Origin of the sequence: Haloarcula litorea (assembly GCF_029338195.1) — an archaeon.
Classification (GTDB): domain Archaea; phylum Halobacteriota; class Halobacteria; order Halobacteriales; family Haloarculaceae; genus Haloarcula; species Haloarcula litorea.
This window is the reverse complement of the sequence record NZ_CP119781.1, coordinates 161,499-181,813: the sequence shown is the minus strand read 5'-3', so window position 1 is coordinate 181,813 and position 20,315 is coordinate 161,499. Positions and strand designations below refer to the sequence as shown.

21 protein-coding genes and 4 pseudogenes are annotated in these 20,315 nt (G+C 61.1%); 18 read left to right on the top strand and 7 right to left on the bottom strand.

Annotated elements, in window-relative coordinates; all coding sequences use genetic code 11:
• Positions 1-101: 101 nt before the first annotated feature.
• From P0592_RS20060 to P0592_RS20045, 4 genes are all read left to right on the top strand, one after another.
• Positions 102-1,028: a helix-turn-helix transcriptional regulator gene (locus P0592_RS20060; protein ID WP_276274256.1), complete on the top strand. Its 927-nt coding sequence runs from the start codon at positions 102-104 to the stop codon at positions 1,026-1,028.
• Positions 1,025-1,828, top strand: coding sequence for a DUF6036 family nucleotidyltransferase (locus tag P0592_RS20055; RefSeq protein ID WP_276274255.1), 804 nt, complete (start codon positions 1,025-1,027; stop codon positions 1,826-1,828). The genes P0592_RS20060 and P0592_RS20055 overlap by 4 nt, the downstream gene beginning before the upstream one ends.
• A gap of 111 nt (positions 1,829-1,939) precedes the next feature.
• Positions 1,940-2,707: a helix-turn-helix domain-containing protein gene (locus P0592_RS20050; protein ID WP_276274254.1), complete on the top strand. Its 768-nt coding sequence runs from the start codon at positions 1,940-1,942 to the stop codon at positions 2,705-2,707.
• A 75-nt stretch (positions 2,708-2,782) separates the two neighbouring features.
• Positions 2,783-3,541: an MBL fold metallo-hydrolase gene (locus tag P0592_RS20045; RefSeq protein WP_276274253.1), complete on the top strand. Its 759-nt coding sequence runs from the start codon at positions 2,783-2,785 to the stop codon at positions 3,539-3,541.
• A gap of 54 nt (positions 3,542-3,595) precedes the next feature.
• On the opposite strand, the gene P0592_RS20040 is transcribed toward P0592_RS20045, so the two are convergent.
• The 7 genes from P0592_RS20040 to P0592_RS20010 form a co-directional block, all read right to left on the bottom strand.
• Positions 3,596-4,420 carry a hypothetical protein gene (locus tag P0592_RS20040; RefSeq protein ID WP_276274252.1) on the bottom strand — a complete coding sequence of 275 codons (825 nt, stop codon included), beginning with the start codon at positions 4,418-4,420 and terminating at the stop codon, positions 3,596-3,598.
• Positions 4,421-4,871: 451 nt separating this feature from the next.
• On the bottom strand, positions 4,872-5,954 hold the full coding sequence (locus tag P0592_RS20035; RefSeq protein ID WP_276274251.1) for a methyl-accepting chemotaxis protein: 1,083 nt from the start codon (positions 5,952-5,954) through the stop codon (positions 4,872-4,874).
• Positions 5,951-6,430 carry a hypothetical protein gene (locus P0592_RS20030; RefSeq protein WP_276274250.1) on the bottom strand — a complete coding sequence of 160 codons (480 nt, stop codon included), beginning with the start codon at positions 6,428-6,430 and terminating at the stop codon, positions 5,951-5,953. The genes P0592_RS20035 and P0592_RS20030 overlap by 4 nt, the downstream gene beginning before the upstream one ends.
• Complete coding sequence (locus P0592_RS20025; protein ID WP_276274249.1) at positions 6,423-7,388, bottom strand: ABC transporter substrate-binding protein; 966 nt, start codon at positions 7,386-7,388, stop codon at positions 6,423-6,425. Before P0592_RS20025 ends, P0592_RS20030 begins: the two co-directional genes overlap by 8 nt.
• Before the next feature lie 92 nt (positions 7,389-7,480).
• Entirely contained in the window at positions 7,481-9,634 is a 2,154-nt protein-coding gene (locus tag P0592_RS20020) for a PAS domain S-box protein (RefSeq protein ID WP_276274248.1), read from the bottom strand.
• A gap of 148 nt (positions 9,635-9,782) precedes the next feature.
• Positions 9,783-10,343, bottom strand: a complete 561-nt coding sequence (locus P0592_RS20015; protein WP_276274247.1) for a class I SAM-dependent methyltransferase — start codon at positions 10,341-10,343, stop codon at positions 9,783-9,785.
• A 1-nt stretch (position 10,344) separates the two neighbouring features.
• Positions 10,345-10,785, bottom strand: coding sequence for a DUF302 domain-containing protein (locus tag P0592_RS20010; protein ID WP_276274246.1), 441 nt, complete (start codon positions 10,783-10,785; stop codon positions 10,345-10,347).
• A gap of 159 nt (positions 10,786-10,944) precedes the next feature.
• Between P0592_RS20010 and P0592_RS20005 the strand changes: the two genes are divergently transcribed.
• The 14 genes and pseudogenes from P0592_RS20005 to P0592_RS19940 all read left to right on the top strand — a co-directional run bounded on the left by P0592_RS20005 (position 10,945) and on the right by P0592_RS19940 (position 20,237).
• Positions 10,945-11,364, top strand: a complete 420-nt coding sequence (locus P0592_RS20005) for a Sta1 family transcriptional regulator (protein ID WP_276274245.1) — start codon at positions 10,945-10,947, stop codon at positions 11,362-11,364.
• 84 nt (positions 11,365-11,448) lie between these two features.
• Positions 11,449-11,861 (top strand): annotated as a pseudogene (gene trxA, locus P0592_RS20000) (thioredoxin).
• Positions 11,862-11,868: 7 nt separating this feature from the next.
• Positions 11,869-12,267, top strand: coding sequence for a DUF7522 family protein (locus P0592_RS19995; RefSeq protein WP_276274244.1), 399 nt, complete (start codon positions 11,869-11,871; stop codon positions 12,265-12,267).
• Between the two features lie 78 nt (positions 12,268-12,345).
• The gene (locus tag P0592_RS19990) at positions 12,346-13,083 is read left to right on the top strand and encodes a DsbA family protein (RefSeq protein ID WP_276274243.1); all 738 of its coding nucleotides are present in this window, start codon (positions 12,346-12,348) and stop codon (positions 13,081-13,083) included.
• Positions 13,080-13,634 (top strand): hypothetical protein, encoded by a 555-nt coding sequence (locus P0592_RS19985; RefSeq protein WP_276274242.1) that lies wholly within the window; start codon positions 13,080-13,082, stop codon positions 13,632-13,634. The genes P0592_RS19990 and P0592_RS19985 overlap by 4 nt, the downstream gene beginning before the upstream one ends.
• Positions 13,631-14,042: pseudogene (locus tag P0592_RS19980) on the top strand (hypothetical protein). Before P0592_RS19985 ends, P0592_RS19980 begins: the two are co-directional and overlap by 4 nt.
• 461 nt (positions 14,043-14,503) lie before the next feature.
• Positions 14,504-15,605: pseudogene (locus P0592_RS19975) on the top strand (M20 family metallopeptidase).
• A gap of 87 nt (positions 15,606-15,692) precedes the next feature.
• Positions 15,693-15,917 (top strand): YgaP-like transmembrane domain, encoded by a 225-nt coding sequence (locus P0592_RS19970; RefSeq protein WP_276274241.1) that lies wholly within the window; start codon positions 15,693-15,695, stop codon positions 15,915-15,917.
• 2 nt (positions 15,918-15,919) lie between these two features.
• Positions 15,920-16,513 (top strand): class I SAM-dependent methyltransferase, encoded by a 594-nt coding sequence (locus tag P0592_RS19965; protein WP_276274240.1) that lies wholly within the window; start codon positions 15,920-15,922, stop codon positions 16,511-16,513.
• A 128-nt stretch (positions 16,514-16,641) separates the two neighbouring features.
• The gene (locus tag P0592_RS19960) at positions 16,642-16,878 is read left to right on the top strand and encodes a sulfurtransferase TusA family protein (RefSeq protein ID WP_123619645.1); all 237 of its coding nucleotides are present in this window, start codon (positions 16,642-16,644) and stop codon (positions 16,876-16,878) included.
• Entirely contained in the window at positions 16,875-18,020 is a 1,146-nt protein-coding gene (locus tag P0592_RS19955) for an NAD(P)/FAD-dependent oxidoreductase (RefSeq protein WP_276274238.1), read from the top strand. The genes P0592_RS19960 and P0592_RS19955 overlap by 4 nt, the downstream gene beginning before the upstream one ends.
• A gap of 2 nt (positions 18,021-18,022) precedes the next feature.
• Positions 18,023-18,648: pseudogene (locus P0592_RS19950) on the top strand (helical membrane plugin domain-containing protein).
• 116 nt (positions 18,649-18,764) lie between these two features.
• Positions 18,765-19,103 carry a thioredoxin family protein gene (locus P0592_RS19945; protein ID WP_276274237.1) on the top strand — a complete coding sequence of 113 codons (339 nt, stop codon included), beginning with the start codon at positions 18,765-18,767 and terminating at the stop codon, positions 19,101-19,103.
• A 15-nt stretch (positions 19,104-19,118) separates the two neighbouring features.
• Positions 19,119-20,237 (top strand): aminotransferase class V-fold PLP-dependent enzyme, encoded by a 1,119-nt coding sequence (locus P0592_RS19940; RefSeq protein ID WP_276274236.1) that lies wholly within the window; start codon positions 19,119-19,121, stop codon positions 20,235-20,237.
• Positions 20,238-20,315: the final 78 nt, after the last annotated feature.

The window sequence follows — 20,315 nt, the reverse complement described above, 5'->3', positions numbered from 1 at the left end:
CATAGCTTTGTTGGTTAAGTCGGTGGAGAGGGTTCTCGCACCTGCTGGATGTAACACTACTCGAAACTTCTTTATATACAAGTTTCTTACTATGTTACACCGTGCTCCGGCGCATCGAACTCGAGGTCCTCGCCACAGTCGACCGCGGCGACACGATCTCCGACCTCGCGACGAAGCTCGACCACAGCGAGAGTTACCTCTCTCGCGCCGTCGGTGACCTCGTCGAGAAGGGGCTCGTCTACACGGAACGCGACGGGCGGCGAAAACGAGTCGTTCCGTCGGATGCTCGCGCCGTCGAACTCTACCGCGACCTCGTCCGCCAGCACTCCCATATCGACTTCCCCGAGCTGCTGACCGGGAAGACACTCGAAGTGCTGTACTACCTCGACCAGCCGCGAACCGTCTCCGAGATCGCCGACCGGAGCGACAACTACCGCAACACGGTCAACCGGGTCCTCAAGCGGTTTCGCGACCGTGGGCTCGTCGGGACGGCCGACGGCCACTACGAGTTCAACGCCGACTTCGACCGTCTCCACGAGTTCGCCCGTGAACTCGTACACCATCTACATCGCCAGCGCCTCGAAGCCGTTGCCCCGAAGGGCACGATTCTCTGGGAGGACTACGACGAATTCCTTGCCCAGGCCGAGACGGAGATCGACGCAGAGGGGTTCCACGAAACCGGCCTCGCTCGATTCGCGGCCTTCGACCTCCAGTTCCTGCTCACCGGCCACCGCTACTACGTCTACTCCGAGGAACTTGACGCAGTTTCGCCGGCGGAGCTGTGTTGTCACACGCTGCTGATCGACGACGGCAGCCGTCACCGCTCGTACTGTCTCCTCCTGCTCAGTCACGTCGACGTCGACGAGGCGGCCCTCCGAGAGCAGGCGGCGAAGTATGGCCTTGAAGCCGAAATCGACGCCTTGCTCCGCTACCTCGAGACGCACGGCGAGGTCGACGATGACCGGCTCCCGGAGTGGGACGAGTTTCAGAAACTGGCGGCTGACTACGAGGTGCCACTACCACAATGAGACCAACATTCGGACGCGAGTACATCGAGAACGAATTCCAGCGAATCGGGGATGGGTTATCTGAACCGCTCACGGTCTACCTGATCGGTGGTGGCGCGATGTCGCTGCGCGACCTCAAGGGGGCGACGAAAGACATCGACCTAGTCGTCCCGGATGGCGACGCGTACGGTCAGCTGTGGGCCGTCCTGATGGACCTCGGGTACGCGGAGGTCCAATCGCTGGACCCAGATTACCGGGCGCTGGGGGCGACGAGCTGCGTCGAGAACGACGATGGGTGTCGCCTCGACATCTTCAACCAGCAGGTCGCGAACAAGCTCGTGCTCACCGACAGCATGCAAGAGCGCAGCGAGCCGTTCCTCGACACGGATCGACTGACGGTCCGGCTAGTCAGCAACGAGGATATCTTCCTGTTCAAGGCGATCGCAGGCCGCGACGACGACATCGAGGACATGAATATGCTCGTGCAGGCCGGCCTCAATTACGACGTCGTCCGGGATGAACTCGAAGCCCAGATCGAACGCCTGGGTGACGATCAGTTCGCCACGTTCGCGAACGAGGCCCTGGTCGAACTCGAGGAGCGGTACGGAGTGACCACGCCGATCGAGGGCCGCGTCCAAGAGCTCACGAATAGGTACTACCGGGGGCTCGAAGTCCTCCAGGCACTCGATGAACCGATGACCGTCGACGAACTGGCCGCGGAACTGGAGCTGGATGACGAGGAGGTTCACGACCGGATCGCGTATCTCTCAACGTTCGACCGGGTCCGTCGGGATGGCGACACAGTCCGTCCCGTGGAGTAGGTTCCTCACAATATCGTCACTTAAATTGGCACCTGATGGCGGCTGTCGTCACAGATGATTCACGGGTTGCGTCAAACAGGTTTTATCCAGCAAGCCCGAACGGCTGGTATCATGCGGGAATTCGTCTTCACAGTCGAATACGAGAAGGGGGTTGACGGGGTGATGGATCTCTTCATCGACAACCCGGATCTGTATGCCCGGTCGATGGAGATCAGTGCGACCAACGAGGCGGTGTGGGGTATTGAGAAGATCGTCGGCCCCGCTGCTGTCCTCGACGAGTTCGACGACGCACTGGAACGCGTCGCAGATTCTCCGGGCACAACCGGAATGTGTGAGGCACCCGTGACCGAATACGAATACACGATCCTCTCGTCGAATGCGGAATCACGGAAGATTCACTGGCTTCGGCGGGAAGGTGATGGTTCACGGTCGATTCCCTTGGTCGCGGCGAAGCACATCGGCGAGGGGTTGATAATGCGCACGGAGCGACGTGGTGACCAATACCGGTGGCGGATGCTTATCGACGGGACAGTATCAGCAATTCACGAGGAAGTCCGAGCGAACCTGCGAGAGGGGCTGTCGCTGACTGTTGAACGACTCGGTACACCGCCATGCTTGGTCGACGACGGCCGCGTCCAGCAAACTCTCACGCCCGAACAGAAGTCTGCGCTTGAAGCTGCAATCGAACGTGGGTACTACGAAGAGCCACGGCAGCAATCGGTCGCGGAAATCGCTGAAGATGTCGGTGTGTCACGGTCGACGTTCCAGTACCGTCTCAACCGAGCGGAAGCGTGGCTGGCACAACAGTTCGCCGCCGATTCGCTCGACGTGGATCTCGACGTGGATCTCGACCCCGAGGACATCGAGTTCATCCAGTAAACTGCACGTCGAACTCTTCGACGGTTGGAATATGTCGAAGTAAATCCCATCCCTAAGAATCTCGTAGGGCCGGGTATGGCAACGACTGGTGCGAGTGTTCAGCTGATTCGTAACGCGACTATCCTCCTGGACGTCGGTGACACGACGTTCCTCGTGGATCCGATGTTCACGCCGGAGGGCGAGATGCCGACGGTGACAGACAACCCGGCAGTTCCGGAGTTCCTCACCACGGCGAATCAGGATCGGAATCCGCTTGTTCCGCTGCCCGACGTTGATCTCACCTACGACGCTGTGGTCGTTACGCACCGCCACCCCGACCACTGGGACGAAGCGGCCAGAGAGGAACTCGATGCCGACGTGCCGCTGTTCTGTCAGCCCGAGGAAGCCGACGCCTTCACTGACGAGGGCTTCACTGATGTTCGCCCCGTCGACGACGAAACCACCTTCGAGGGAGTCACAATCCACCGGACGCCGGGCCAGCACGGGCACGGCGACCTCGCCGAGGGAATGGGTCCGGTCTCGGGCTTCGTTTTCGAGGGCGACGAGACAGTGTATGTCGCCGGGGACACGATCTGGTACGAACCGGTCGAGGAGACACTTGACCAGTACGAACCCGATCTGGTGGTTCTCAACGGCGGCGAAGCGCAGTTCGATCAGGGCGAACCCATCACGATGGGGGTCGAGGACATCAACGCTGTCCGAGAGGCCACTGACGCCGAAATAGTGGTCGTCCACATGGAGGCGATCAACCATTGCTTGCTGTCGCGCGAGGAACTGCGGGCAGAGACAGAGGATGTACACGTTCCCGAGGACGGCGAGCGGTACAGTCTATAACGCGGGAACGCCCGCCTACAACTGTCCCATGTTGTAACCATTGGTTCGGGGTAGTTACTCCGCTAGCTCAGCTGGGAGTCGGCCATCCGGACGCGGAACACGGCCCCGTTTGATCTCGTGATCGACGCGACGCAGGTGTTTGCAGCCGCCTTCGGGTGAACGCTGCTGCCAGTCGGGACAGGTACACGATTCGTCGACGACGTCGACTTCGTACCTGTTGCCGGACACGGACTGCACCTCGTAGCGGCCACCTTTCGAGAGGAGTGAGACGTCCATCGCTTCGGCGACGGCACGCTTCGTGCGGGGCTCGAGATCGTCCTGCGACTGTGCGTTCTCGTCGACGACCAGTCGGTCGCGAACATCGCCCGTTCGGCCACCGTCGGGAGCGACGGCTTCCGCAGGGCCACTGAGCCGCTCGTGGAGCACTTCCTCGACCGGATGGCCTTCCGGCCAGAGGTAATGGACCTCGCGGCGCTCGCGATGGTCGTAGGAGCCGCACGCGGCTGCGCTCCCAGTCCAGACGCGCCAGGCACCGAGTGCGGCCATCACGTCGACGATATCGCGGGGAACCGTCTGGTGGTCGTCCGGGAAGAACACCCGGAAGCGGGTACACGCCTCCTGCGGCGGGACGGTCTCCCACCAGTCTTCGCTGGAGCCCCAGCTATTGAACATCGCTTCATCGCTCCCGTAGCCGACGGTCACGCCATCGACCGGCATCCAGTCTGCTGGGAGGTGGTCCGCCTCGCCTTCAAGCACCCGAAGAACGGTGTATCGGAGGTACTCGTGGGCTTGGTTGTCTGTCGTTCGGGCGACCTGATCGTGCTGCTCGGCGACGTGCTCGGCTTCCTCGAGGACCGTCGTGAGATAGGGTTCAGTCATTATTCGACGGAGGTCAGAACGCGCCTCCGCCCCTCCGCGGGCGCTGAAAAACTTAACCAACATACTCCCCCTCAAACGCAGAGGTGTTGGTTAACTCTTGGATCACCCATCAAGAGATACAGGAACTAGTACTCCGATAGTCGCTGTGAGCAATAAGTAAAAATAGCGAATAGCTGTCTACGGGCCGGTTGAAGCAGTAGGGAGCTTGATTTTGAGAGTCGTATCCTCGGGAGCGACATGTAGTTCCCCACCAGATTTCGTCACTGTCCATTCGAGACACCAGAGCGCCAGCCCCTCCGCGTGATTGAGCGGGCTCTCCTCGCCTGCGTTGACAGCTTGAACATCTAATTCGGGGAGTCCGTCGGCATCGTCATCGATTCGGAGAACAATCCTCTCCTCATCTGTTCCAGCGTCAGTAACGGTGACCGTAACATCCACGTGAACTTCCCTTTCATGTGCGTCGCGATCTGGTGGACAACATCTGCGACTGCGGTCGGGAACGTCTGTGTCGCTTGGATAGCTCTGTCGTTTGTCTCACCGTTGAATTCGACATCTGCGCACGGGTGTCGGCATCAACCCCCGATAACTTCGAGGCTACATCGTCCAAATCAACGGGTTCTGGCTCGGCGTTCTCTTCGGCGAGCAGCTGTTTGATGCGCTGTGTGCGTGACGAAATCGTACTGAGTTCCCACGCAGCATTCTGCACAGCCTCTAAATCTGCTTGGGCCGCCTCGTCGTCGATGCGAGACGCAGCCAATTCAGCTCGTCCAGTGATGACGTTCACCTCGTTCCGAACGTTGTGACGGAGGATGCGATTCAGCACGTTCACCATCTCGGACCGCTCTTCGAGACTCGCATTCGATGCTTCAAGCTCAGTCTGTGTTTCGCGGATCTCCTCGATGCGCTGCTGGAGGGCATCCCGTGTCGAGGCTATCGTCCGGTTGAGGTCGCCGAACTCGTCCGGCCGGTCGGTATCGAACTCCACGTCGTACTGACCATCTTCGATCTGCTCTGCCCGGTCGGTTAGCCGAGAGAGCGCGCCGGTCACATCTCGGCCGAGAACGCCGACGACACCCACGAGCGCAAGCAGAGTGAACGCTGCAATTCCACCGATCCATCGAAGGGCTTGCTGGGTTATGACGTACGCTTCACTGGCTGGTGCGTGTTCGATGACGACCCAGTCGGTGTTCGGAACCGCAGCATACGCTGCGACGTACTCTCCCTCTGTCTCAGGCTGGGTCTCGTAGGCTGGTGATTCGGTAAACCCAGAGTCCCCCCGCAGGCCACTGCTGACTGCCGGTGCACGACGATTTCCATCGCGGTATTGGGTGAGCGTCGCGGCTGCATCATCACTGAACACGACCGTCCCGTTGGAATTGACCACTCGCGTAAAGCCGCCGTCGACGGGATGTTCGAAGCGATCGAAGATAGTCGCGGTGTCGATTTCGACGACAAGTAACTGCTCCGGGGTCCGACGAATTGGGGAAATAAACCCGATAACCGTCTCGTTTTGTACTGCATACGGGTCAGTCACCTGCACGTCATCGAAATCCTGGAAGGCGAACCGTTCAGTCCAGCCGAGTTCTTCGATGGGTTGTCCCCCATTTCTCCATCTGAACTGACCGAAACAGTCTGATTCCGCCGATCAATTACGTATGCCCGAACGATCTCGGTATCAGATCTGTCCCCTTGCTGTGCCTGTAAATACTCCCGAACCTCGGTGTGGTCGCCATCCTCGAAGACCGGATGTTCGGAGAGGAGCTGAGCGACGAGTCGGTTCTTGCCACACCATTCTCGCAATTCGTCCGCTTCGGTCTCGGCAGCCGCGGTCATCGACTGTTCGACGTTGTCCTCCAACAATCCCCCCACCTGTACATATAGTCCGACTGTGCCGATACTGATGATTAGGAAGACGACGAGGAGCGCCGTAGTAAGTTTCCGTCGGAACGACGACCGCACAACAGCGATGATCGTTCCCAGAACGGGGAGGGAGGACAGGTATCTACGCATCGTCGAGCACCTCGCCCTCTAAAAACTGTGTTGCGACCGCGAACGGATGCTCTCCATCGAGGAGGACCCGGCTGTTGAGGTTCCGCATTATCGACTTATCGAGTGCTGAACCAACAGGGGAGAGAATCTCGAATACCTCCGGATGTTCGTCGATGAGCGGAGCATACGCTGTCGGGGCCGGTTGGTAGGGGAGGAAGTAGTCGCGGTCGTCCTCGAGGACTGTAACTGTCGACCGGTTGAGCTGCGGATCAGTCGCAAAACCACTCGTAATCTGCACGCGACCCTGTTCGAGTAGTTCGTACGTCAGCCCGATCGACGTGACAATGAACGGTTCGGTCTGGATTGGCTCGCCGTTCGCAGTCTCGATTTCATAATATGAAGCGAGTCCACGCCATCCGTCCTGCCGATGAAAGAATTCCTCGTTGACGGCGACACCAGGCGTATCACCACCGTTTCGGATATGGGCTGCCAAATCGCTGATGGTCGAAATCTCGGTCTGTTCCGCCCATCGAGCGTCGGCAGCGATGACGTACTCGTTCGAGAACGGTGCCGGGTCAGCCAACTGGAGTCGCTGGGAATCAGCGTCCGCTTGGACCCGCTCAAAGAGTGACTCGGGGTCGGTGATCCGTCTATCGTGGCGAGGCGGGAGCTGCAGCCATGCCGTACCCGTGTACTCCCAGTACAGGTGTTGATCCCCCGATGCTGTTGCCTCCCAGTTCGATAGCGAGTTTCCTGCCCCGATTTCATCGACGGCACGAATCCAATCGATTCTCCGTAGCCGTTCGTAGGCGAGGTAGCTGAGAATCTTCTGCTCAGTGAACGGCTTCGACCCGATCCGAACGGTTACTGATTCTGATTCGGGTTGTTCACTCTTGGCGCACCCACTGAGTATGCCGGTAACGGCCACCCCGCCAGCGCGGCCTATCTGTCCGAGGAACCGGCGGCGCATGGGTGGCATATAAACATATCTGTACCGGCGAATGACATATAACTATAGGGCTTCTTGAGGAACTTCTGAAAGCCGAGGTTACGCCGAGTACGGTCTGGTTTTCACTCGGTTGAAATCTCGAACCGCGCACCCCCGCAAGCGCCGTTAGAGGCTGTGACTGTCCAGCCGTGCCTGCTAGCGACTTCCTCGACGATGCTGAGGCCGAACCCTGTCCCGTTGTCGGCTGTCGTATATCCAGCGTCAAACACGTCTTCTCCCGCGGCCTCAGGAAGGCCGGCTCCGTCGTCGGCGACATAGAACCCGTTCGCTGTGTCTCCGACTGTTACTGTCACGGCTGGCCCGCCGTGCTCGACCGAGTTCCGAAGGAGGTTAGTTAGGAGCTGCCGGAGTTGATCGCGGTCGGCCTCGACGGTCCGTTCGGTTTCAACCCTTAATATCGCATCAGTAGCAGATACTGTCTCCCAGATGGTTTCAACAAGATTCGATAACTGGATGGACTCAAGTGTCATCGCTTCCTCGCCAGTTTGAGCGAGTGTCAGCAAGTCCTCGATGAGTGAATCCATCCGGTCCAGCGCATGGTCGATATCGTCGATGTGATCGCTGTCGCAGTCCTCACGCAGTAACTCGAGACGTCCCTCCGCGACTTGCAGCGGGTTGCGCAAGTCGTGGCTCACGACACTCGTGAACCGGTCAAGCCGCTCGTTCTGTTGGACGAGTTCGCGTTCGCGTCGCTTCTGGTCGCTGATGTCGCGGTCCATCGCCACGAATCGGTCTTTCCCCTCCAAATTGAGCCGGATGAGATGGACCTCGATGGGGAACGCCGACCCGTCTTTGCGCTCGAGTTGGCCTTCAAATCGGTGTGGAGTATTCGGTGGGAGTTTCTTCCAGAACGATGACGCTCGCTCCGGGTCGGCTGTTGGATCGATGTCCCAGACCTTCCGTCCCAGAAGTTCTGATTCGGTATAGCCGAGTTCGTCACACAGCCGCTGGTTAACATCCCGAATCACACCGTCGATGTCGTGGACTGCAAACATATCCGGCGAATGCTCAAACAGCGCCTCTAGTCGTGCGCTATGGGACTGTAACTGCTGTTCGTACTGTTTGCGGTCCGTGACGTCATCTTGGAACCCGACAAAGAGATCCAACTCTCCATCGTCGTCGAACAGCGGGGCGACACGGACGCGGTTCCAGAACTCAGTTCCATCTTTCCGGTAGTTTCGTAACTCGACGGTCGCCGATTCCCGACTGTCGATCGCAGTCCGGAGGGTTTGGACAGGTTCGTCTTCAGTCGCTTCGCCTTGGAGAAATCGGCAGTTCCGGCCGATTATCTCTCGTTTCCCGTAGCCGGTCAGGTCGGTGAATTCGTCGTTTGCGTAGATGATCGGATTATCCTCCTGGTGAGGGTCGGTTAGGAGAATTCCGATGGGCGCTTCGTCCATCGCTTGCTCTTTTGCAGACAGCTTTGACTCGCCGGCGTCAACCGTTGCCTGTGGACTGAGCGTGCAGATGAGTGAGCCGTCCTCTGTGTACGAGAGGGTATGTTCGATGTCGAGTTCGCTCCCGTTCTTTCGGACGAACGTCGTGGTTCCGTGCCAGCGGCCGTCGCGTGCTTCTGGGAGGAGTACGTCGTAGACGGCATCGATATCGTCGTCGTGATAGAACGTCTCCCAGTGGAGACCGATGAGCTCCTCACGGGTGTAGCCGAGTATCTCTGCACAGGCGGTGTTCGCGTACTCGATGTAGCCGTCTTCGTTGAGAATGCTGATCCCGTCTTGGGCGGTCTCGATGGCTTCAAGACCACGGTTGTATCGTTCAGCCCGATACCCACCGACCGCGTTCTGGATGCGGTTGGCGAGAACGCTGTACTGTTCCGTGCCGCCGGCTTTCTGGAGATAGTCGGTGACACCGGCTGTGATGGCTTCGCTGGCTATCTCCTCGCTTCCTTTCCCGGTAAAGAGGATAAACGGAATTTCAGGGTGGGTCTCCCTCACTCGTTCTAAGACGGCCAAACCGTCCAAACCCGGCATATCATAATCGCTCACGATACAGTCCACTGAACAGGTATCTGCTTCGAGAATCGCAAGTGCGTCACGGGGGTCGGTCTCGGTGCGAACGGTAAACGCGTCTTGCTCGCGCTCGAGGAAGGTCGCGACAAGATCAGCGAAGCTTGGGTCGTCCTCGATGTGTAGTATCTCGATGGGTTGTGAATCTAGGAATAGCGTCGAGTCCAGATGGACTCCAACGTCACCGGTCATATTCTCCATTCGTATGCAACTGATAATGGTCTTCTGAGTTCGTTCGAGTCCGCGACCGGCCCTTCACACCGGAGAGGATGATTCTCAGCCACGTCTCCGCCGCTACAGGTCAATCTGGTGCTCACGTGCCGTTCGGGTGTTCTTTCACTTATTCGGCTGATGCCGTTACCAGAAACGTTTCTGGCCGGAGCGCTTCGAATTCGACTGTGAATCCATGCTGGCGGAGCGCGTTCGCCGTCTCGGTGGCGGAATACCGCTCGTCAACGGGTGGGCCGTGAGACCCACTTCCGGAAGCTGCCCAGTCCACGATAACGAGCGTCCCCTGTGAGGCGAGCACGCGACTGAGTTCGCTCAACGCCTGTTCGTTCGCGAACTCGTGGTAGGTCATCGTCGAGAACGCCGCGTCGAGACTGTCGGAATCGAGTGGGAGGTCGTCCACGCCACTCGTCACGAGGTCGACGTTCTCGGGGACGCCTTTCTCCCGGTAGTAGTCGTGCATCGCATCCTGAATGTCGACGGCGTACACGTGGTCGACAGTCGGTGCGACGTCGTCGGTGTAGAACCCGGTCCCGCTGCCCAGATCTGCGACCGTTTCGTCTCCATCTGGAGAGAGCGCCCAGAGGAGTTCCTCCGCGGAGAGGGACCGGTACCGTCGCTGTGCCTCTTCGAGTTTGTCAGCGCGGTCGGCGTCGAACGTGTGATGTCCCATCTTAGAGGTTCGCGAACGCCTCGTCGACGAGTTCGCCGGTGTCGGCGACGATGTCTGCCATCTCGTCGTCGTCGGACGCTATCCCGATGAGGCGGGCGATGCGCATGATGGAGACGTGATAGACGACCTGCTTGCCCGGTTCTTCTTCCCAAACGACGACGTTGCACGGCATCAGTGCACCGAGTTGGTTGTCGGTTGCGTCCAGCGCGCGGTCGGCGACTTCGGGGTTGCACGCCCCCAGCACGTAGTAGGGGTCGCGGCCGGCGTCGACCTTCTCGTTGAGCATCTCGGAGGGCGAGAACTCGACGGGGATGCCGAAACCCGCGTCCGTGAACACCTCGCGGACGTGTTCGATCGCTTCATCGTGGCTCATTTCGAGAGTTACCTGTTCTTCACCGATGTCCGCAGGGTCGATCTGGCTTGGGTCGATTGGGAGTGCCATTCGTGTACTATCTTGGGTCTTCAGGACAAAGTCTCTTCGGGTCTTCTTTCGCGAAAGCGGATTTCCATGGGAAAGAGTGGCTCCAGTATCTGATCGGCTATCGGAGTATTGTAGTATTCGGGAACAGCTTTAATCGTCTCTGTCTTCCTATTTTTAGATATGGTGGCCACGTCAGTGCGTGAGGACCTCGAGCGCGATCTGGGGTGCCTTGACCTCCTGGGCTGCATTCACGGACTCAACGAGCGGGATCAGGTGGTCTTTCAGCTGCTACAACAGGCAGAGGAGGGTCTTACCGTCGACGACGTCGCAGATCGAATGGATTGTGAACGTTCGACTGCGTATCGTTCGATATCTCGACTCCTTGAGGCCGGCGTGGTAGTTCAGGAGCAAGTAAACTACGAGCACGGAGGGTACTACTACGTGTATCGTTCGCGGACATCCGAGGAAGTTGCACACGACATGCAGCGATTGCTCAACGATTGGTATGCGGCCATCGGACAGCTTATTCAGGAGTTCGAAGACCGGTACAGCCGGGACTTGGAGGATCGCGAGAAGGAGCCGATTGAGTCCTGTCTCTGACCCCTATCGTTCAAACCCGCACTGGGGCAGTATTGTGCGAGTTATACAAAATAAATGAGGCGGCGCGGTTCAAACGGACACCTAATGGCTGAAGATATCGAGGAGATCCGTCGACAGAAACTGGCGGAGCTTCGAAACAAGGCTGAAACGGGCGGTTCTGAGGCGTCCACCTCGAAGAGCCCGTCCGAACCGATCCATATCGACGGCGGCGCCGAGCTGTCAGAAACTGTCGCCGAGTACGGTCTCGTGCTGCCGACTTCTATGCCGATTGGTGTGGTCCGTGCCAGATGCTCGAACCAATCGTCGAAACGATCGCGGCCGAGACCGATGCGACCGTAGCGAAGATCGACATCGACGCAAATCAGCAACTCGCCGCAGAGTACGGTGTCCAGGGGGTTCCGACCCTCGTCCTGTTCGCTGACGGCCAGCCGGCGGAACGACTCGTCGGAATGCAGGACGAAGCGCAGCTTCGCTCCGTGATTGAAGCGCACGCGTGAACCAACGATGACCGATGAGCCTACTGACGCGGATAACCGCTCACTGGGGGATATCGCTGAATCCCTCGAATCGACACTGAAGGCTGATCTCGGTGAGACGCTGGCCGGCCTGGCGTCCTACGAGGATGGCGAGTACGATGTCCTGTACCGAGACGAGGCGGCGTCCTCACAGTACGCAGCGTCGGATATCCGGGCGATTCTGGAGCACATTCAGCTGGAGGCGATCGGCACTGCAGTCTACGAGGAGTACCACGGAGAGTCGCTGCATGCGACCGTCCGCGTGTACGATACACTGGTCACCATCACCGTACCAGTCGAGGAGACGACCGGGCTCGTTGTCGTGGTACGGAATGATGACACACATGATCCGTATTCGATAATTGAGACAGTCGAAAACGCGGTCTAGGTGCCCATAGAGGGAGGTCTTGGAATTCTATTAGGACCACAACGTCTATCAGCCGATGCGAAGTGGTATTGTATATAGATGGACGAAGAGGGCAATATCACTCGGCGGAGAGCACTCATCGCCGGCGGCGCGGTGCTCGCGTTCGGTAGTGGTGTCGCCTACATGGGATCACGATCTGGTGCGAGCGGACAGCACTACGTCCCCGACACCACGCACGCTGGTTCCGGGACGACCGGATTCGACGTCGACCTCGACGGCCGCCCCATCGCCGGTGAACGCGACGCGCCGATAGACATCTACTACTGGACGGACTATCTGTGCCCGTTCTGCAAGCAGTTCGAGACGGAGACACTCCCAGAACTCGGCCGAGAGCACCTCGACACCGGCGACGCGCGCCTGGCCGTGCTGCCCTACCCGAACATCGGAGAATACTCCACGCCAGCGGCGGTCTGGGGGCGTTGCGTGTGGTCGCAGGTCGCCGACAGCGACCCGGACGCGTTCTGGAACTGGCACGCGGCGGTCTTCGCCGAACAGCCAGAGTCCGGCACGGATTGGGCCGACGACGAAACGTTCGCGGCGGTCACCGAACAGACAGCTGGCGTTGACCTGTCCGCGGTCGAGACCTGCCGTGAGGAACGCGGCGTGTCGATCCGGGAGCGAATCGAGCCGAACGTCGGCGTGGCCCGGGAGTCGAGAATCCAGGGGACGCCCGGGTTCGTACTCTACAACCGTGACTCCGGGGCGGCTGGAAAGCTCGTCGGCGCCCACCCCTACGAGAATTTCGCCGAGGCGATCGAGAAGGTGATGGAGGCGTGACCGGGAACCGCACCGCCACGAGTCGCGACTGGACTCGCGACCTCCGCGACGCGCTCGGCTATCCGCTCACGTCGGACGCCCGGTTGCTATCTACCGCCGTTGTGACACTCGCCACGTACGTCGTCTTGGTGTTGAGCTCATTCCCCCAGTTCTCGGTTCAGGTGCTTACGACCGACCTGACCGATGTCGGCTACGCGGTTACGGCGCTCACGCGCGAAGTGTATCTGACTACCGGCTACCTTGGGCTCGCGCTAGTCGCCACGTACGCCGTCCTGACCGGTGTCGCGGTAACCAACGCGCTCGCGCTGGTCCAGCGCGCACGTCGCCGGAGTGTGTCGACGATTGTCGGCGTACTCCCCGGACTGCTCGCCGCCGGCTGTGCGAGCTGTGGTGCGGGCGTGCTCGGCGCACTGGGCTTCGTCGGTGCGATGGCGGCGCTGCCGTTCGACGGCAACCTCCTTCGACTCGGCGGAATCGCCCTACTCCTCTTCTTCCTCGGTCGCGCAGGCGACCCACAAACGTGTTCGCTCGACGGAGGTGGGCGTGCATGACGGCGCTGCCGCGCCCGCGTCTGCTCCGGAGTGTCGGCGTGAGCATCGGAGTGTTTGTCCTGTTCGGGGCGGTGACCGGCCTGCTGCCGAACCCGGTCTACGTGCGGATGGTCTCTCGGACCCCGGCGGACTACCTGTTCCTCGTCGCGACCGCTGCCTTCGCCGGCGCGTTCGTCTACCAGCGCTCGCTAGCCGAGAAGCCAATTGGCGATCGATTCGCTGCCGGTGGAATCATCGGCGGATTCCTGGCGTTCGGCTGTCCGATCTGTAACGCCGTGTTGCTCGCGCTGTTCAGCTCGTCGGCGCTCGACGTACTTCGACCCGATCCGCCCAATCCTCGGTGTCGTGAGCGTTGCGTGCTTCGCCGCGCTCTTGGTCTACCAGCGCCGGCGTTGCGAGGTGTGCTGACAGTGCGACCGACGGTCGTGACGACCCAAACGCACTTGGGCCAATCAGGCGAACAAGGGACTAATCGATGACTGGTTCGGACACGGAGGCGAGTTCGGAGGATGCGTCGACGCCGCCGTGGCGACTACTCGGTGTTGGCGGCGCGTTGAGTCTCTGCTGTCTCTTCGCGGCGCCGACGGCTGGTGCCGCGGCTGCCGGGGGAACGGCGGCTGCACTCGGTGGTGGGCTCGTCAGAATCGTCGTGACTGCGCTAACAGCTGGCGTGATTGGCGCCTTGTATTGGCTTTACTCTTCTGGTGATACCGACCAAAGCTGCGCGATACGAACATGACGTCGTTTGTGGCGAACTTGGTAACGGCCGGGATACGGGACGGAAACCAGGCTTCTGCACTGACGCTTGGCCATCACTGGCTCTCGCCGCTCTCGGTGGCAGGACCGCTCGACAGCAAACCCGCTCCTGAATGAGTAATGACACTCCTACCGAGTACGTGCGAGCCCACCGAGAGGAACTGGTCGCGCTCGCCCTCGACCTTCTCGCGGTTGAGACGTCGAACCCGCCCGGCGACACGCGCGAAATCGTCGACAGAATCGAACAATTCCTCGACCCGCTTCCGGTCGAAGTAGAGCGTTTTGCAGTCGGTCCAGCAAAGCCGAATCTGCTCGTTCGACTACCGGGTGAGTCTGACCATACACTGCTATTTAATGGCCACCGACACTGAGCCACCTGTCGACCTCCAATTCGCGTTCGTGAGTGACGAGGAAGTGGGTGGTGACGCCGGCTTGCCAGCGTTACTGAACGCTGGTGAGCTCGACGCTGACGCATGCGTGATTGGCGAGCCGACCTGCGAGGAAGGTCGCCACTCAGTCACAATCGCGGACCGGGGCAGCATTTGGCTGACGCTCGAAGCCAGCGGTGGGGGGGCCCACGGCTCCCGCCCAATACTCGGCGTCAATGCCATCGATCGGCTCTACGACGCCGTCGGGACGATGCGCGAACGGTTTGGCACCCAGCGACTCGAGATCGACGCTGACGTGGCTCCGATCGTCGAGGAGTCAGTCGAATACTACGCCCCCTCGATGGGTGAGGCCGCCGCCCGAGAGCTGTTCTGGTACCCCTCGATCAATCTCGGCGTCCTCGAGGGCGGGGACGCGATAAACACCGTCCCGCAGTCTGCGCACGCCGAAGTTGACGTGCGACTGACCGCAGGTGTCCACACGCCCGATGTGCTCGCGGAGATTCGGGAGTGCGTCGCCGACTGCGAAGGTATCACAATCGCCGACGTCTCCTGGAGCGTCGGTACGGCTGAAGCACCCGCCAGCCCACTCGTCGAAGCCGTCGCGTCGACTGCGGAGGAGGCCACAGGTGATCACGTCTTCCGGCGGAGCGCTACGGGTGGTGGTGACGCCAAGAAACTCCGGAATGCGGGCATCCCGACCGTAGAGTTCGCGCTCGGAACCGACACTGTTCACGCGCCGGATGAGTACGTTCCGGTCGACGTCCTCGTCGACAACGCCGTCGTCTACGCTCAGCTACCAATACGGTGGCAGTCCCAGCTCGGGTAGTAACCCCTCCAGGCACGGTTGTACCGGATTGCTTGGGCGGTGAGGGGAAGCCGTCGGGAAACACTTAGGTAATAGCATAGTGTATTTGTGGGTATGAAGAACAATATTGGTGCGGCAGACAGCCGAATCCGGATCGGTGGCGGGCTGGGTTTGGCGGCTGTCGGAGTGGCCTCACTCGGAGGGCTGCTTGGAGTTGGGACGGTGGTTGGCACAGTCCTGGCCCTGCTGGGTCTCGTTCTCGCCGGGACTGGCCTCGTTCGAGTCTGCCTCCTATATCGCCTGCTGGGAGTGGATACGTCGGGGTCCCGCTAGGGATGGAGCGCTTCCAGAACACCGGCCAACCCGACTGGGACTGGTGGAGCAAACTCTGGCCGACACCCGGCGCGACGCTCCGGGAACTCGGCGTCGAATCCGGCGAGTCGGTCGCCGAAGTCGGCTGTGGAAGCGGCTACTTTGCCCTTCCAGCTGCCCGAATTGCCGACCCTGAGCCTGTTTACGCTATCGACCTTGATGCGTCACTGCTCGGTGAACTCGATGATCTCGCTGAGCAGCAGGACATCGAGAACGTCGTTCCGACTCACGGTGACGCCCGGAACCTGACTGGGGTCCTCCCCGACTCAGTCAGCACGCTCGTCGTGGCAAACACGTTCCACGGCGTCGACGACCAGTCGGGGTTGGTCGAGCAGGCGTTCCGGGTGATCGAACCTGGCGGAAGCCTGATCATCGTCAACTGGCATGACCGCCCACGTGAAACGACGACTGTCGGAACCGAACCCCGCGGACCTCCGACGAAACTTCGGATGACGCCGAGAGAAACTGAAGAAGCCGTGCTTCCGGCCGCAGCGTTCACGCTCGACCGGCAGGTCGAGTTGCCGCCGTACCACTACGCGCTCGTGTTCGAGCGGTGAACGCTCCTCCTCTACGATTTCAATATTACCTCTCGGTCGCTCATTCCAGGCCTACAGATTTTCAGGAACTTGGAACTCGCACACAATACTAATATAGGACAGTTCCAACTGCCGCCTGTGAGCTCTCTATGACTGACATCGAGCCTGACGACACCGTCGATGCCAGAGGCGCAGCATGCCCCGGCCCGTTGATGGACCTCATCGGAAAGATTCGGAGCGCCGAGTCCGGGGACGTGATCCGACTGCTGAGCGACAACGACCAGTCGCTCACCGACGTCCCCGAGTGGGCCGAGGAAGCCGGCAACGAGCTACTCGCGGTCGAAGAGCTCGACGACCACAACGAGTTCTACGTGGAGAAAGCATGACTGAACACGTCGTTATCGTCGGCGGCGGGACCGGCGGCACCGTCCTCGCGAACGACCTCGCCGACCGACTCGAACCCGAACTCGACGCCGGTGACGTCCGAGTCACGCTCGTCAACGACGACCCCGACCACGTCTATAAGCCGGTCTGGCTGTACGTGCCGTTCGGCCAGCGCGAACCCGACGACGGCCGTCGCCCGCTCGACGACCTCGTCGACGACGCAATCGATCTCCGGATCGACCGCGTGTCCGACATCGACACCGAGGCCCAGCGGCTCCAGTTCCACGGGAGTGCCCCACCAGTCAGCTACGACTACCTCGTGCTGGCGACCGGCTCGACGTTGGAGCCCGACCAGATTCCGGGCCTCACGGAGGGCGGTCACAACTACTACAGCGAGTCGGGCGCGACCGACTTGCGCGACGAACTGTTGGAGTTCACCGAGGGTGACCTCGTGTTGAGCGTCATCGGGACGCCCCACATGTGTCCGGCGGCACCACTCGAATTCGTCTTCATGGCCGACGACTGGCTCCGCGAGCGCGGCCTCCGCGAGGATGTCGATATCACGTATACGTATCCGATCCAACGCGTCCACGGCAACCCTCACATCGCCGAGTGGGCCCGCCCCATCATGGAGGAACGGGACATCCAGGTGGAGACGTTCTTCAACGCCGAGTCGGTCGACCCCGACGCGGAGACCATCACGTCGATGGAGGGGACCGAACTCGACTACGACCTCCTCGTGACGATTCCACCCCACGGCGGCATCGACCTGATCGAAGAGGCTGGGCTCGGCGACGACGGCTGGGTCGACGTCGACAAGCACACGCTCGAAGCAGAAGCTGCCGACAACGTCTACGCGCTCGGCGACACCGCCGACACCGGCGTCCCGAACGCGGGCAGCGTCGCCCACTACCAGGCCGGCGTCGTCGGGCAGCGCCTCGCCAGCGGGATTCGCGGCCGCCCGGCGACCGCGACCTACGACGGGAAGACGCTGTGCTTCATCGAGACGGGGATGGACGCGGCGTCGTTCGTCGAGTTCGACTACGAGAATCCGCCGTCGCCGGCGCCGCCCTCGGAGAAGCTCCACTGGTCGAAACTGGCGTACAACGAGTCCTACTGGCTCACCGCGCGGGGACTGCTCTGACCATGTCCGAGAACCAGGCTACCGCGCCGACCGACCTCGAAGCGGCGATCGAGCAGAACCCCGAGGCGGTCGCCGAGTTCGTGGAGCACCTCGACGCCGTCAACGAGCTACTGGACGTGCTCTCGCTGGGCGAGAGCGCGCTCGACGACGAGATGGTCCGCGAGCTCTCGGCCACGGGATCGACACTGGCAGAGTCTGCGGACGGGCTGGCGACCGACGAGACCGTGGCGCTGGCCGAAACGGTCGGGGAGAACGGCGACGACCTGCGGGAGGCCCTTGATACGTTGCTCGCGCTCCAGCAAAGCGGAACGCTCGACGACCTGGCCGAACTCGCGGAGGTAGGGTCGTTGGCGACCGCGGCGCTCGACGACGAGATGGTCACGTCATGGCCGGTACCGGTGCTGCGGTCGGCGAGGTCGCGCAGACGGCCGCTGACGACGATACTCGTGATGGCATCCAAACGCTGCTGGAGAGTGTCGGTGAGGCGGAGCAGAGCTCCCCCGAGCAGGTCGGGGCCGTTGGTCTGCTTCGCGGATTACGTGATCCGGATGTTCAGTACGGGTTGGGCTATTTGCTGGCGCTTGCAGGCGCGCTCGGCCGTGCGCAATCCACGGAGAAGTCACACTAACCGCTCTCTCCGAGGCGGGCCACTTTCCCGGTCGATGTAGACGGGGAGTGACCGTACCGTATTGTATTGTGTGGCAGGCCCAAGACTATTAAACACCGGGTGCGTAGAGGCTGGTAATGGCAACGCAGACAGCGAAGACGGACCGCGTGGTTTCGCTTGATGACGACGACCTCGAAACGGTCGTCGAAGACAGTAGCGTCGCGCTCGTGGAGTTCTACACGGAGTGGTGTGGCACCTGCAAGCGGATGAAGCCGGTTCTCGAAGCCCTCGCGGAAGACACTGACGCGACGGTGCTGACGATCGACATCGAGTCGAACCTCGAGACGGCGATCGAGTTCGGTGCCCAGAGCACGCCCACGTTCGTCCTCTTCGCCGACGGGAAACCGGTGAAACAGCTTCGCGGCGGCCAGAACGAACAGACGCTCCGCGACCTGATTGCCCGGTATCGGGACTAACTCACCGACAACGAGATGAACCCGAGAGAACTTCGCGCCGACACGCCCGCGCTGCACGAGGACGTCTACCTGAATTTCGGCGCTCACGGGCCGAGTCCACGGTACGTTGTCGAGGCTGCTGACGAGTTCGTACGGTCACACGAGTACGAGACGAGCACGCGAAACGACCCCTACGAGGTGGCGTTCGAGGCCTACGACCGCGTGCGGGAGCGCGTCGCCACCTTCGTCGGTGCGGACGACGACGAGATCGCGCTCACGGAGAGCACGACTGCGGGCATCAACGCTGTCGCGACCGCCATCGACTGGGAGCCCGGTGACACCGTCGTTCGAACCGACCTCGAACACCCGGCCGGGACGCTCCCGTGGCAACGCCTAGAACAGGAGGGTGTCGAGGTTCGCGTCGTCGAGACAGAGAACGGTCGCGTCGACCTCGACGCCTTCGCCGAGGTAGTCGAGGACGCGCGCCTAGCCTGTTTCAGCGCGGTGACGTGGACGCACGGCACCCAGTTGCCCGTCGCCGACCTCGTCGACATCGCTCACGAGGCTGGTGCGTTCACGCTCGTCGACGCTGTCCAGGTGCCTGGACAGCTCCCGATGGACGTCGGCGAGTGGGGTGCGGACGCCGTCGCGGCGGCCGGTCACAAGTGGCTGCTGGGACTGTGGGGCGGCGGCTTCCTCTACGTCGACCGGACAGCTGCTGACTCCCTCCTACCCACCACAGTTGGATACCGAAGCGTCGAGACGCCGACTGCAGACCCCTACGAGTTCGCAGCTGGCGCCCGCCGATTCGAGGTCGGCTCGGCGAACCCGGCTCCACACGTCGCCCTAGCGGAAGCCATCGAGGCGATCGACGAAGTTGGAGTCGACCGTATCGCTGCCCGAATCCAGGAATTGGCCGGTCGGCTGGCCGATGGGGTTCCCGACGACCGGCTTCTCAGTCCTGCAGACCCCGAGTCGGGACTCGTGACAATCGACGTGGACGACCCCGAAGCGACGGTCGACCGACTCGCGTCGGAGGGAATCGTGGTTCGCGACCTGCCGACGCCGGACGCTGTCCGCGCGTCGGTCCACGGGGTCAACACTCACGCTGAGCTCGAGCGGCTGCTGGACGCACTCGAAATGGAGTGGACCTGACGCGACCGCTGTTCTCCGCTGCCTCCCGCTACGACACTCCCTCCGCGTCTACTCGTTGAACTCGGATGGCGCTCCTGG